This window comes from Bacteroidota bacterium, assembly GCA_018816945.1.
Classification (GTDB): domain Bacteria; phylum Bacteroidota; class Bacteroidia; order Bacteroidales.
Window position 1 is genome coordinate 1 of sequence record JAHIVC010000101.1, and the last position, 13,864, is coordinate 13,864.

Below are 13,864 nucleotides of genomic sequence, written 5' to 3' on the forward strand. Positions count from 1 at the left end.
AAAAGATAATTCTAAAATTGTTGACAAATTATTCATATGTTGCTTAAAATAGGATTTTTAACACATTGATTGATCTGTATTTTTTTGTTAAAAAAACTAAAAAAAACCTTTTATTTTTATAAATTATATTACTATATTCGCATTTAATCCTATTTATTAGTAGGATGTATTGTTTATATGAATGCAGAAGATAAAACACCTATATATGTAATGCAATACAAGTCAATACATTACATAACTCTTAGGCTTTTAAACCAGAAAAAATATACTTAAATATTAACCATTTAAATCTTTAAAATAATAATACATACATAATAAAAAGCGATCTCATATGAAAAATTTTTACTTTCTAATTGTTTTTACAACCTTAATTCTTTTTTCAGCAAATAGTCTTTTTGCACAGCAAAGAATAAATACTGAAGATAAGATTATTGAGAGTTGTTTAACCTTTCCACCTTTATTGGAAAAAATTCCAACGATGGTTAAAGAACAAATCATGGAATACTTAATACTTGACCATGGAGTTGAATTTCAATTTTCACCAAACCTTAAAATCGATGGTAAAAGTGTTTCTTTAATTTCCAAAGACCAACTGGTACAAAACAAGCCCTACTTCGATTTTTTTACATTAAACATTGAAGTTGATAAAGTTGTTACAACATATTATTTAACGTACAACCTCGATAATGAAGAACATATAATTCCAGTGACCATTCATTTTGAAAAAAAAGATTTGGATTGGAAAGTGATTAATTATACCATCTAAAAAAAAATATCATGACACAACGAATTATAAACAAAAGTCTTAAGCTAACATTTCTTTTTGCTTTAATCATTTTCACATTCAAAGCAGCAGTGGCTGTAGGTCCACTTCAACATTTTAACAACGGACGAATTAGAATTGGAAATGGATGGCAGTACTCAATAAATGAGTATGGGAACTTATTACAACCATGGTATTATAACGGGAGTAATTTTACATGGTATAAGCTTACTTACTCTAGTTATCCTTTAGATATTAGATGGGGAGTTGGTGGTGACGGAACCAGTGAATGGAATACTAATGGAGATATGATAAACAACCCGACCATGGTCAATCAAGTGATTGACTATAGCGGTTTTACTGTGACAGATGCCGGCACAGGTGCAGGATATGGTACTATTATAACCAGAGGAGACATAACCATAGGAGGGTCAGAGTTTTTAGCAGAAAATACTTATACTTTATTACAAACAGAAGCTTATATCTCCATAAAAACTAAATTAACAAATAAAAGTGGCGTAAATGCATCAAATGTTAGGGTTTGGGTAGGTACCCGTGATGATTGGGTTGGGACTGATGATGGCCCAACTAAAGAAAGAGGGAATTTAGTTAATGGTGCATTTGAAATGATATCTAATGCTGCTGATCAGGCAAAATCAATTCTAATTTATTCGGGTAACGAAGCTGCTATGTTTTATAGCAATTCTGACAGGGTCCAGACATCGATAAATTGGTGCTGTAGTTTTACCAATTCTACCAATCAAAATCCGGCCACCAGCCAAATAACCCATGACAATGATGGATCCTATGCTATGTTTGTTAGGCTTAATGACCTGTCAGCTGAAGAAAGCGATGAATTCACCTGGTATTATGCAGCAGGATCTTTAGCAGAAATAAATGATATAATAGCGGCTGTTGCTGCTGCTGCTACTAATGTATCATATACTTCTTTTGATTATAATTACTCGTATCATCAATCAGGAACTGCTTACACTATTGTGGTTCCTGATGGATCAACGGCTCCTACGGCAGAGCAAATAAAAGCAGGTGTTGATTATACGGGTGCCACAGTTTTAATAGATACCAGTTATGTTATTACCGAAAATGTTGATACTACAATTTGTTTTACTGGCTTAACAATTAATACATGCTACGACATATACACAGTTACTGAATATGGTACTCCAGTTTCTGAGTTTTCGGTAATTAAGAAAACAAATACTTGTACATTAGAAAATGATGCACCTGTAGGTTCATTGATCGCTGATCAAACTACTTGTTTTAATACAGCTATAACAGGTCTCGCATTAAACATTACAGATGAATATCCGGGAGATGAAACCTTTACTGTTACAGGTACATCTTCTAACACTAATATTGTGGAAAACAGTGGAATAAGCATAACCGGTACCGGTGCCAGTCGATCTATTTCGATTACCCCCAAGACAGGTGCAAGTGGAACGTGTACGATAACCATTGGTATAAACGATAGCGAATATAGTCCTGCTCCACCATCCTTAAAAAATGGAGTTATTCACCAAACTACAGTAACATTTGATGTAACTGTGCGTAATGATTTCACTCCGGGAGCAATTTTAACTACCGGTGAAGCTATTTGCTATGGAAGCGGCAACCCATCCGTAATTGGAAATTCAATTGCTGCCAGTGGTGGTAATGGAACAATAACTTATAAATGGGAATCATCAACTGATGGTTTTGCTACAGCGGGATCAGTAATCGGTGGAGCAACAAATGCGACTTATGATCCTCCGGCAGGGTTAACAGAAACCACTTCATATCGTCGTTATGCACACGATGGTGCCTGCAATACTAATTTTGAAGTTTCAACAGGAACCTGGACAGTAACTGTTCAAGAACCTTTAACGGTAATTGCTCAGAATGTTATCGTTTATTTAGATGCTGCGGGAAATGGTTCAACCACTGCCGCATTGGTTAACAATGGATCATTTAGTTGTAATGGAATTGCAACGATGACTCTGAGTAAAACGAATTTTACCTGCTCAGATATTGGAGAAAACGTGGTTATTTTAACAGTAACAGACAATAGTGCTTATGTTTTAACAGCAGAAGCAATCGTTAAAGTTGTCGACAATATAATTCCAACAGTACGTACCAGAAATGTAACAGTAAACCTGGATGGAAATGGAGCTGCTTCAGTTACTGCTGCTATGATAGATAATGGATCTTATGATAATTGCGGAATTGAATCTATTGAACTATCAAAAACCAATTTTAATTGTTCAAATATTGGTTTAAACCCAGTAATCCTAACAGTAAGAGATGTAAATGGAAATGTAAACACCAGAACGGCGTTTGTAACAGTTCGGGACATTACAAATCCTCAACTTACACTGGTTGGGCCAATTGCAATACAGAGGGTAGATGGTCATTATGTAAAATATGATATTCGTCAACTTGTTGATCTTGTAACCGACAATGCAGATGCATGCTCTGGAAATCTGACTTGGGCTATTACCAAAGCTTCAAGTGATGAGCCTGATGACGCTCGAGGTAACGACGACGGCAGTACAGTGAATGATATTGTAATTCCTGGTGACGGGCAGGAAATTGAAGTACGTGCGGAAAGCTCAACCAGAGGAAACGGACGCGTTTACACAGTTTATATTGAGGCTGAAGATGCGAGTGGTAATAAAACTGAAAAAAACATGTTAATTACAGTTAATGCCAGAGGAAGATACACTGCAATAGATGATGGACCTGCATATTGGGTTTTTTCGGGTGCTGCAAGGGTTCAAGCAAATGCTGCTTTAGCAACCACTATGATGCAAAATACTCCTAATCCATTTAAAAGTACTACTACAATTTCTTTTAGTTTAGAAAACAATGAGTATGCTAATCTGGCAATATACAGTATGTCCGGACAACTAATCAAAACATTGGTTTCTGAAGTAAAACAGGCAGGGAATCATACAGTTGTTTGGGAGGCAGATGACAATAAAGGTATACTTGTACCCCCCGGTATGTACATTTATATTTTAAAAACGAAAGAAATACAGTACTCAAATAAGATCATTTTACTCAAATAAAATTTATTTGATTTCTGATTAATCTGAGCACCCCATTAAATACCATTAATGGGGTGCTTTTTTTTGAACCACATTAATGTAATTTACAAGTTTAAATAATACTGCTAAAGATTGTTTAATAATTGTTATTGCACTTTAAAATCTATCTATTGAAGCAACAAGACCTATGGGATTTTTAGAAGTTCTATGAGATGACCTTTCTCCGAACTTGCCGGGGAGGCTCATAATTGAACTCTGGTGGGGCTTACGGGATTCGAACCTGTGACCTACCCGACTTGCAGTCGGGACGTTCTGATCAAACACTTTCTGATAAAGAATTCTTGTCCTCCATAAATATTAATATAATCTCGTAAAATATATTTGACTCTATCAAAAAAAAATGGAGATTGAGGAAAAAAAACCTTTAATAATGTCATAAGTAAAAACAAGTCGCATTAATTTGAAGTTTTCTAAAAATATCATAAATTTCCCTATGGAATTTTTGAATACTCTGACAGAAGTAAACATGTTAATAAAAAATTACCTTCTCCTAAAATTATTTACAAATAGATCATTTTTAAATTTAAGGGGTAACTTGGAGGATTTTCAAAATGTATATTGTTTTAGTCGTATTAGTAACAAAATAAATAAGAGCCTACAATTAACCTAATTTACCAGTATCTTATAATAATGGTATCAGACGATTAAATAAATGGTTTCACTTGACTTTAATGTCATTTCAATCCCGCAGCAAGCGGGAAAGAAATCTAAAAGAATAAGGGATTCACATGAAAAGAGTGTTTTTCAGTTCCTTACCTACTTCTATATGGCAATCAAAAGGCTTATAAATTCTTAATTGAAAATGATTTATTCTTAGGAAGCCAAAAATATTAACATTTTTAATATATTTGATTTTCAAGTTGGAAGAAGATAATGCAAACAGATACAATATATAACTCATTCTATTTCTCAAATACTTAAAAGATGTTTTACGTTATATATCAGCACCTTAAATCATTTTTTAGCATAAGTATAGGATATGACTCCATATAGGTATTAATTATAATGATAAAAACTTTTAGATTGAAACAGAAGGATGGAAGTGAATATCAAAATCTGAACGAACCCAAATTTGTTCTGTTTACCAATGTATTCGATATTTCTAAAAATGGCATTATTTTATTTTTCTTATGCGCTGTTCCTATTGTTTTATATTATCGAACAATCAATTACGAATTTGTTTGGGATGATATTCATCATTTAATCACCAATCAATATCTTAATCCCGTTAATTTTGAGAACCTATCCCATTTCTGGAAAGAAGTACATTGGGGATTATATATTCCGGTAAGCTATACTTTATGGGCTTTCATTAAGGAGTTATCTCTTTTACTTAATCAAACCCCTGATTCCACCCATCTATTTCATCTTGTCAATATCTTATTACATATTATTAATGGATTATTGGTATTTACTTTATTAAGACAATTTATTAAAAATTCTTGGTATGCATTGATTGGTGCACTCTTCTTTTTATTACATCCCATTCAGATAGAAACCGTTGCTTGGATTTCAGAATTTCGTGGCTTACTATCGTTTACTTTCGGGTTTTCAGCCTTGTACCAATACCTAAAAGGGTGTTATTACAAATACAATGATCATGATTTAAAGTTATCCCTACGATATTATATTTATGGTTGGTTACTATTTGTTGCTGCATTGTTAAGCAAACCTTCTATGGTGGTTATACTCTTTTTTGCTCCAATTTTAGAATACTATTTATATCACACTCCGCTAAAAAAACTACTTATTCGAATTTTACCATATTTATTGCCTGTTTTGGTCATCACTATTGTTACAATGCTAGAACAAGGAAATACTGCAACTCATCCTTATCCATTATGGATAAGGCCCTTTGTTTTTAGTGATTCTTTACTTTTCTATTTGAAAAAAATTTTCGTCCCCTTCGATTATGCTGCGTCTTATGGCCGTACCATGATTTATCTAGAGGGAAAATGGTGGTTTTACTCATCCTGGTTATTGTTGTTAGGGTTAGGTGCACTTATGTATAAGTTTCGAAAGAAATACCAATTAATTATCCTAGGTGCAGTTTTATTTGTATTTGGTCTTTTGACGGTATCTGGTTTAATTAGGTTTGATTTTCAGGTATGGTCAAATGTTGCCGACCGTTATATATATATTTCCATGTTTGGTATGGCACTCATCTTATCCTCTTTTCTGGAACAAATGAGTTTTAATAAAAAATATTTTTTTTTGATATCTTCTATATGTTTAGTTGGTCTATCAATGGTTACCTGGCTGCAAATACCTGTTTGGAAAAACGATCTTACATTATGGAGCAACGGTATCAGAATAGTACCTCAAAATTCTTATTCGTGGAATAATAGAGGCGTGTATTATTTTGGACAGAAACAGTATGATGAAGCACTTATTGATTTTCAAAAATCTATCGAATTAGACTCAAACTTTTCTCATCCATATTATAACAAGGGTCTTATCTATATTGAACTCAATAAATATGATGAGGCAATTCTTAATTTAAATCTTGCCATCAGCTTTGATCAAAGTAATGATAAAGATTTTTTTATCAAAAGAGCCGAAACTTATATTCAACTAAAGAGATACGAAAATGCTATTCAGGATTATAATCGTGTAATTGTGATGGGAGGAGGAAATACAGTTTTATACAACCATTTAGGTTTCACAAATTTAATGGCAGGGAGCTACGATTCTGCTATAATGAACTTTAATAAGAGTATTCTTTTAGATCCAAAAAATGAAAGTGCTTATTATAATAGGGGTATTGCTTATACGAATTTGAAAAAATATGATTTAGCTATTCAAGACTATGAAAAGGCTATTCAATTAAACCCACGATATGAAAAGGCTATCAGTGCCTTAGAGATGGTTTCCAAAATTAAACTCAATACTCAGACTGAGAAGTAATTTATGTAAAACCTGATCAGGAAATTATCAATAATATTTTTAAATATTATTGATTCAGGCTGGCACAATCTCTTATCTTAGATGGTGAATACTGAGTTATCTAAACTCTAATGCGGGTTTTAACGCTGTAAAAAGCCATCAAAAAATGTTATATTACATACTATATTCTTGAAAAACGTTTAATAAAAAGTTTGAAAAGTAAACTAGCCAAAAGTAGTGGAATGTTTAATATGAGGAATATATGAATGTTTTTCAAATAAGGGAATTCACCAAAATGAAAAGCTCTCCCAAAATAATGGTTACATATATATACTTCTCTGATAAAACTCAATATTATAATGACAACTACGATAGTAAACCAGATGATTTTTCTTTTTTGAGGTAAATAACTAATCCAATTCAGGAAAAATATAAATGGCATAAAAAGCAGCATATGAACCGTAAAAATGTGTCTCACAAGAGTTGTGACATGAAAAGATGCGATAAGCACAGAGATAATAATCAGTGATAAGAATAATAGAGATTCCTTTTTATGGTGTTTAAAGAATGGAATAAAACCCAAAATTGAAAAAATGAATACCGGATTTGAAACCAAAAGACCCGGGGTATTATTTTCTGTTCCCAACGACCAATTTATATATGAATGGATGTTATTAAAACTTGTAAATAAATTATCAATCCCACTAAAAAAATTGCCGGATAGAGAGGTGAAAAATGATAATTCTTCTTTGAAGAAAGGGTTGTACTTATTGCTTTTCAATATAAGTTCGCCAAACGCTGAATAATTATAGAAAAGCAACAGACCAATAAATAAGCCCATTATAAAGCTGCAAATTATTACCATTTTTATGGTAGACTTGAAGTTTTTAAAGATAGCGTATTGATTTATAGTTATCACATAAAAAAAGAGAGGTATAAAAAATAGTATATTTTGCAATTCTACAATTGTAGCATACCCTAACACAGCCGAAATCGCGTAAAGGTATAATTTCCAATGCTTTGAATTTTTGCTGAATAAAGCCAAGGTTACTGCCAGTGTTACGCTCATCATTGAAGGAGCATGCGAAAACAAGTGGATACTTTCAAGGTGGTTTAGGGTGGCAATACCTGCGATAATCATAACAATCAGACAGGTCCAAAATCTAAATAAAAATATTTTAAAACATATTAAAAAGAGCAGAAGCAATCCAATCACTCCACATATGTTGGGTAATAGGGTTGATGTAATGATATCGAAATTAGGGTTATTGGCTAATTTTTCAGGAATGATTAATTTGATAAAATCTGCATAAGCGAGAAATGGAATTATGCTGAATGCATTTCCAGGCAATCTATCAGAGTATAGTTTCCCATCTTTAACGGCATAGTCTGGCGGGAAAATTAATACCATCCAATATTTTTCAACTGATAATTGATGATCATGGTAGATAGAACTAGCCAAAGCCATATGTCCGCTATCATTGCTTGAATTAATACCGGAAGAGCTGATGAAATAATAAAAATACAGCAAGAAAAGAACCAAAATAAGTATCCATTTTTGCGGATTGGTTAAACTTGCTCCCTTAATATTATAACTTTTACTAAGAATATTTTGTTGCTGATCAACTTTAGTAATTTTCATTGATCTCATATTTGATTTTTACCTTTAAAACCTACATGTTTTATTAAATTATTTGCAAAAACTCGATAATCCTACTTAAAATTTTATCTCTATATTAAGAATATCTTGTAACTACAAATATAACAGAATGCTTCTGATTCAATTTAGTCAAGATATTTATTGATAACCCATCTATCATTTTATAAATATTTCTATTCCATATTCTGTAAAATTAAATATTCAAATAAATATAAGGCTTTTAAATGTAAAAAAATTTAACTTCTACAAAATTGCAATTTGATCAATATCAAAAAGTTACTATTCCGGAAAATATTCTTTAGCTTTTCTATATAAAAATTATCGGTTCGGCGCGCTTCTTACTGCCATTTTTTAAGTGATATAACGGAGATATAAACTTCGGTGGGTCGTACGGGATTCGAACCTGTGACCTCATGCCTGTCAAGCATGCGCTCTAAACCAACTGAGCTAACGACCCTAAGGATTTATGAATTCAGGATCTCCCTGCTTAAAATCGGGACGCTCTAAACCCTGCCTGCGGCAGGCAGGCAACTGAGCTAACGACCCAAAATCTGCGCAAAAATATAAAACTTTCAATTAATTTTTATCATTTTATATAATGTATTTGCTTAATTTAAAACTAATATCTATTTTTGCACTCCCTAAAAAAATTAATTTTAAAAGAAAGAGGTAAAAAATGATTATTATTCCTGTAAAAGAAGGCGAAAATATTGACAGGGTTTTAAAAAAATACAAACGTAAATTTGAAAAAACCGGTGTTGTTAAAGAATTACGTGAAAGACAAAAATTCACTAAGCCATCAATTGTAAATAGAGAGCAACGATTAAAAGCGATTTATATTCAACAACTTAGGCAAAACGAGGAAGGATAATCCTTCGGATCAAGAATAAAATAAAAGAAATATTTGTTTCAGGTTGTTTATGTTGTAACTTTGAAACAGATGTTTCTTTTTTATTTTAAGTATTGACTGAGAAATTCATACAATATATACAGTTTGAGAAAAGATTCTCAACGCATACGATAAAAGCCTACCAAACTGACCTGGATCAGTTCTATCAGTATCTTGATGTTCATTACGATATTAATGACACTAAAGAAATTAACCATCATATTATCCGATCATGGATAGTTCTTTTAATAGAAACCTCGATATCAACACGTTCTGTTAACCGCAAGCTTTCAACTTTAAAAAGCTATTTCAAATTTCTGTTAAAAGAGGGTCTTATAGAAAAAAATCCTATGCAGAAAATAATAGCACCAAAATCATCAAAACGGCTTCCTGTTTTTATTGATCAAGACTCTATAGATTTATTACTTGATGAAATTGATTTTGGCAAAGGCTATTCAGCTTCGCGTGATAAGATAATAATTGAGCTGTTTTATTCCACCGGAATGAGGTTAAATGAGCTGATAAACATTAAAATATCCGACATCAATTTCACTACCAAAACGATAAAAATATTTGGGAAAAGAAACAAAGAGCGTTTGGTACCCTTAAGTTCTGAGTTCAATTTTAATTTATTGGATTATACTGAATCTCTTAAAAAAGAATACCCAGACAGTACTTATTTTTTCGTTACCAATAAAGGTGAGAAACTCTATGAGAAATTTGTATATCGCCTTGTAAATACTTACCTTAGTAAAGTAACTACTATAAACAAAAAAAGCCCACACATATTGCGACATACATTTGCTACTCACATGTTAAACAGCGGTGCTGATTTAAATGCAATAAAAGAAATCCTCGGTCATGCCAATTTATCTGCTACACAAGTATATACGCATAACACGATCGAGAAACTGAAATCAATATATAATCATGCCCATCCAAAGGCTTAAAGAAAGGAGATGAATTATGAAAGTAAGCATCAATTCGGTACATTTTAAGACAGACAAAAAATTGGATTTATTTATTACAGAAAAGCTTAACAAACTAGCGACAATTCATACTGATCTGATCGGAAGCGATGTTATGTTAAAGCTTGCCAACACGGATAATCCTGATAATAAAATTATAGAAATCAGATTATTGATTAAAGGCAATGATATTTTTGCAAAGAAACAGAGTAAAAGTTTTGAAGAAGCGACTGATCTTGCAATTGACGCCTTAAAAAAACAACTAAAAAAACACAAAGAAAAACTAAAAAATTAAAAAATCATAAGTTGAACAAAAAATATATAAATTCTTTGTTTATTAATTTTTAATATGTATTTTTGCAGACCTTTTTAAGAAGAGGTCTGTTTTTTGTTTAATGAGCATTGATTAATCTGCTAATATTGAGTTAATTGAAGGAGTTAATATAGTTGCCTGTAAACGAATATATTAATAATTCTAAATACGAATAAAGGCCGATATAGCTCAGTTGGTAGAGCAGCTGATTTGTAATCAGCCGGTCGGCGGTTCGAGCCCGTCTATCGGCTCAATTCAAAAAAATTGAATAATAATCGTTGGGGAGATTCCAGAGCGGTCAAATGGGGCAGACTGTAAATCTGTTGGCGCAGCCTTCGGAGGTTCGAATCCTCCTCTCCCCACAACAATTTTAGTGAATCGAGCATTAATCAGACTTTTAGGCTCAAAAATTGCGGGAGTAGCTCATTTGGTAGAGCGAAAGCCTTCCAAGCTTTAGGTGGCGGGTTCGAGCCCCGTCTCCCGCTCAAAAGCCGATGTAGCTCAGTGGTAGAGCACTTCCTTGGTAAGGAAGGGGTCACGAGTTCAACTCTCGTCATTGGCTCTAAATCGAAAATATTAATATTAAATCATATTTTAAAACATAATTTAAACACTTTTGTTATGGCCAAAGAAAAATTTGATCGCGCGAAACCGCATGTTAACATTGGAACCATTGGTCACGTTGACCACGGTAAAACTACGTTGACTGCTGCGATTACACTCAATCTACAAGCTTTAGGGTTAGCCGAATTTAAATCCTTTGATTCAATTGATAACGCTCCTGAAGAAAGAGAAAGAGGGATCACTATCAACACTGCACATGTTGAGTATTCTACTTACAACAGACATTATGCACACGTTGACTGTCCGGGTCACGCGGATTACGTTAAAAACATGGTTACAGGGGCTGCCCAAATGGACGGTGCTATCCTTGTTGTTGCCGCTACTGACGGTCCAATGCCTCAAACACGTGAACATATCCTTTTAGCCCGTCAGGTTGGCGTGCCTAAATTGGTTGTTTTCATGAATAAAGTTGACATGGTTGACGATGAAGAGCTTCTCGAACTTGTTGACATGGAAATCAGGGATCTTTTGACTTTCTATAAATTTGATGGTGAAAACACTCCAGTTATTCAAGGTTCAGCATTAGGTGCATTGAATGGTGAAGAAAAATGGGTTGCAAAAGTTATGGAATTGATGGAAGCTTGTGATACATGGATTCCATTGCCTCCACGTGATATTGACAAACCATTCTTAATGCCGGTTGAGGATGTATTCTCAATTACTGGTCGAGGAACAGTTGCTACAGGAAGAATTGAATCAGGTATCATAAATACCGGTGATGCAGTTGATATCATTGGTATGGGTGCTGAGAAATTAAAATCAGTTGTTACCGGAGTTGAAATGTTCAGAAAAATTCTTGATAGAGGTGAAGCTGGTGACAATGCCGGTTTACTTTTAAGAGGAATTGACAAAGATGAGATTACAAGAGGTATGGTTATTGCCAAAACCGGTACTGTAACTCCTCACAAACATTTCAAAGCAGAGGTTTACATCCTGAAAAAAGAAGAAGGTGGTCGTCATACTCCATTTCACAACAAATATCGTCCACAATTCTATTTCAGAACTACCGACGTTACTGGTGAAATTATGCTTCCTGAAGGAGTTGAAATGGTTATGCCAGGTGACAACTTAACTATTAATGTACAATTAATTTCAGAAATTGCAATGCACCAAGGTCTTCGTTTCGCTATCCGTGAAGGTGGCAGAACTGTTGGAGCTGGTCAGGTAACTGAAATCATTAGTTAATAAAAACTATATTGACAGATAAAGGTATTCTGCTTTAGGCAGTTACCTTTATCTGTCATATAAAAACATGTTTAAATAAACGGGTGTAGCTCAATTGGTAGAGTAGTGGTCTCCAAAACCATTGGTTGTGGGTTCAAATCCTACCACCCGTGCAAAAATATTAGATAAATGGCTAAATTATTAAAGTTCAATTACATTAAAGACAGCTACGATGAACTAGTTCATAAAGTGGCTTGGCCGACTTGGAGTGAATTGCAAAATAGTGCAATCGTGGTATCCATTGCTTCCCTTATAATAGCATTTGTTATTTATTTGATGGATATGTCATTTCAAACAATATTAGAGACTTTTTATAGTCTGTTCTAGTATTTGGTATCTAATATTTTATTTGATAATAAATCAATAATAATTCCAGAGTTAGTATGAGCGAACAAATAAAAAAATGGTATGTTGTTCGGGCGATTAGTGGAAAAGAAAAAAAGGTAAAAGAATACCTTGAGAATGAAATTAATCGACTGAACCTTAATGATTATATATCGCAAGTACTGATTCCGACCGAAAAAGTTTATCAGGTTAGGAAGGGAAAAAAAATCAGCAAAGAAAGAAACTATTTCCCTGGTTACGTTCTAATTGAAGCAATATTGGTTGGTGAAGTTCCACACATTATTAAAAGTATACCTAATGTTTTGGGATTTCTGGGAACTAAAGGAGAAGCCGATCCAATCCGTCAATCCGAAGTTAATAGGATACTCGGAAAAGTTGATGAATTAGCCGAACAAGGCGAGGAAGCAAACATTCCTTACATCGTAGGCGAATCGGTTACTGTTATAGATGGCCCTTTCAACAGTTTTAGCGGAATCATTGAAGAAATCAATGAGGAAAAGAAAAAGTTGAAAGTAATGGTGAAAATTTTCGGTAGAAAAACACCGCTTGAACTTGGATTTATGCAAGTTGAAAAGGAATAAGATTATCAAATATTTAGCCCAATTATAAACTCTATAAGTTTAAAACAAAATGGCAAAAGAAGTTAGTGGATTAATTAAACTACAAATTAAAGGTGGTGCTGCAAATCCTTCTCCTCCGGTAGGTCCTGCATTAGGAGCTAAAGGGGTTAATATTATGGAATTTTGCAAGCAGTTTAATGCTCGTACACAAGATCAGGCTGGTAAAATTATCCCTGTGATTATTACGGTGTACAAAGACAAATCCTTTGATTTTATTATAAAAACACCCCCGGTAGCTGTTCAAATCATGGAGGCCGCGAAAATTAAAAAAGGTTCACCTGAGTCAAACAGAACCAAAGTTGCTACCATTACTTGGGAACAAGTAACTGCAATTGCGGAATCAAAAATGGTTGACATGAATGCTTTTACAATTGATTCGGCAGCTAAAATGGTTGCAGGAACTGCTCGGAGTATGGGTGTTAGAATAAAAGGACAAGCGCCTTTTGCTAAAAACTAAATGCAGTT

At 33.4% G+C, this 13,864-nt stretch carries 11 protein-coding genes and 6 tRNA genes; 15 read left to right on the top strand and 2 right to left on the bottom strand.

Going from position 1 to position 13,864, the window contains the following annotated elements:
* Positions 1-331 precede the first annotated feature (331 nt).
* From KKG99_16400 to KKG99_16410, 3 genes are all read left to right on the top strand, one after another.
* Positions 332-766 (top strand): hypothetical protein, encoded by a 435-nt coding sequence (locus tag KKG99_16400; GenBank protein MBU1014581.1) that lies wholly within the window; start codon positions 332-334, stop codon positions 764-766.
* A gap of 11 nt (positions 767-777) precedes the next feature.
* Positions 778-3,831: a T9SS type A sorting domain-containing protein gene (locus KKG99_16405; protein MBU1014582.1), complete on the top strand. Its 3,054-nt coding sequence runs from the start codon at positions 778-780 to the stop codon at positions 3,829-3,831.
* Positions 3,832-4,893: 1,062 nt separating this feature from the next.
* On the top strand, positions 4,894-6,777 hold the full coding sequence (locus KKG99_16410; GenBank protein MBU1014583.1) for a tetratricopeptide repeat protein: 1,884 nt from the start codon (positions 4,894-4,896) through the stop codon (positions 6,775-6,777).
* Positions 6,778-6,937: 160 nt separating this feature from the next.
* On the opposite strand, the gene KKG99_16415 is transcribed toward KKG99_16410, so the two are convergent.
* Together KKG99_16415 and KKG99_16420 are read right to left on the bottom strand one after the other, a co-directional pair.
* Positions 6,938-8,398: a hypothetical protein gene (locus KKG99_16415; protein ID MBU1014584.1), complete on the bottom strand. Its 1,461-nt coding sequence runs from the start codon at positions 8,396-8,398 to the stop codon at positions 6,938-6,940.
* A gap of 400 nt (positions 8,399-8,798) precedes the next feature.
* Positions 8,799-8,873 (bottom strand) — tRNA-Val (locus KKG99_16420).
* Positions 8,874-9,092: 219 nt separating this feature from the next.
* Between KKG99_16420 and rpsU the strand changes: the two genes are divergently transcribed.
* The 12 genes from rpsU to rplK all read left to right on the top strand — a co-directional run bounded on the left by rpsU (position 9,093) and on the right by rplK (position 13,856).
* Entirely contained in the window at positions 9,093-9,287 is a 195-nt protein-coding gene (rpsU, locus tag KKG99_16425; GenBank protein MBU1014585.1) for a 30S ribosomal protein S21, read from the top strand.
* A gap of 92 nt (positions 9,288-9,379) precedes the next feature.
* The gene (locus KKG99_16430) at positions 9,380-10,255 is read left to right on the top strand and encodes a tyrosine-type recombinase/integrase (protein ID MBU1014586.1); all 876 of its coding nucleotides are present in this window, start codon (positions 9,380-9,382) and stop codon (positions 10,253-10,255) included.
* 16 nt (positions 10,256-10,271) lie between these two features.
* Positions 10,272-10,568 (top strand): ribosome-associated translation inhibitor RaiA, encoded by a 297-nt coding sequence (gene raiA, locus KKG99_16435; GenBank protein ID MBU1014587.1) that lies wholly within the window; start codon positions 10,272-10,274, stop codon positions 10,566-10,568.
* A 196-nt stretch (positions 10,569-10,764) separates the two neighbouring features.
* A tRNA-Thr gene (locus KKG99_16440) sits at positions 10,765-10,837 on the top strand.
* A gap of 29 nt (positions 10,838-10,866) precedes the next feature.
* Positions 10,867-10,948 (top strand) — tRNA-Tyr (locus KKG99_16445).
* A gap of 50 nt (positions 10,949-10,998) precedes the next feature.
* Positions 10,999-11,071, top strand: a tRNA-Gly gene (locus KKG99_16450).
* 5 nt (positions 11,072-11,076) lie between these two features.
* Positions 11,077-11,148, top strand: a tRNA-Thr gene (locus KKG99_16455).
* Between the two features lie 59 nt (positions 11,149-11,207).
* Positions 11,208-12,395, top strand: a complete 1,188-nt coding sequence (tuf, locus tag KKG99_16460; GenBank protein MBU1014588.1) for an elongation factor Tu — start codon at positions 11,208-11,210, stop codon at positions 12,393-12,395.
* A 79-nt stretch (positions 12,396-12,474) separates the two neighbouring features.
* A tRNA-Trp gene (locus tag KKG99_16465) sits at positions 12,475-12,547 on the top strand.
* A 16-nt stretch (positions 12,548-12,563) separates the two neighbouring features.
* A complete protein-coding gene (gene secE / locus KKG99_16470) occupies positions 12,564-12,761 on the top strand; it encodes a preprotein translocase subunit SecE (protein ID MBU1014589.1) in 198 nt (65 codons plus the stop codon).
* A gap of 56 nt (positions 12,762-12,817) precedes the next feature.
* A complete protein-coding gene (gene nusG, locus KKG99_16475) occupies positions 12,818-13,360 on the top strand; it encodes a transcription termination/antitermination protein NusG (protein MBU1014590.1) in 543 nt (180 codons plus the stop codon).
* Between the two features lie 49 nt (positions 13,361-13,409).
* Positions 13,410-13,856, top strand: a complete 447-nt coding sequence (rplK, locus tag KKG99_16480; protein ID MBU1014591.1) for a 50S ribosomal protein L11 — start codon at positions 13,410-13,412, stop codon at positions 13,854-13,856.
* Positions 13,857-13,864: the final 8 nt, after the last annotated feature.

Excerpts from the sequence above, each read along its gene's own strand:
- KKG99_16400 (MBU1014581.1), top strand. The coding sequence starts at position 332 with ATGAAAAATTTTTACTTTCTAATTGTTTTTACAACCTTAATTCTTTTT.
- KKG99_16405 (MBU1014582.1), top strand. The coding sequence starts at position 778 with ATGACACAACGAATTATAAACAAAAGTCTTAAGCTAACATTTCTTTTT.
- KKG99_16415 (MBU1014584.1), bottom strand. The coding sequence starts at position 8,398 with ATGAAAATTACTAAAGTTGATCAGCAACAAAATATTCTTAGTAAAAGT.
- rpsU (MBU1014585.1), top strand. The coding sequence starts at position 9,093 with ATGATTATTATTCCTGTAAAAGAAGGCGAAAATATTGACAGGGTTTTA.
- raiA (MBU1014587.1), top strand. The coding sequence starts at position 10,272 with ATGAAAGTAAGCATCAATTCGGTACATTTTAAGACAGACAAAAAATTG.
- tuf (MBU1014588.1), top strand. The coding sequence starts at position 11,208 with ATGGCCAAAGAAAAATTTGATCGCGCGAAACCGCATGTTAACATTGGA.
- secE (MBU1014589.1), top strand. The coding sequence starts at position 12,564 with ATGGCTAAATTATTAAAGTTCAATTACATTAAAGACAGCTACGATGAA.
- nusG (MBU1014590.1), top strand. The coding sequence starts at position 12,818 with ATGAGCGAACAAATAAAAAAATGGTATGTTGTTCGGGCGATTAGTGGA.
- rplK (MBU1014591.1), top strand. The coding sequence starts at position 13,410 with ATGGCAAAAGAAGTTAGTGGATTAATTAAACTACAAATTAAAGGTGGT.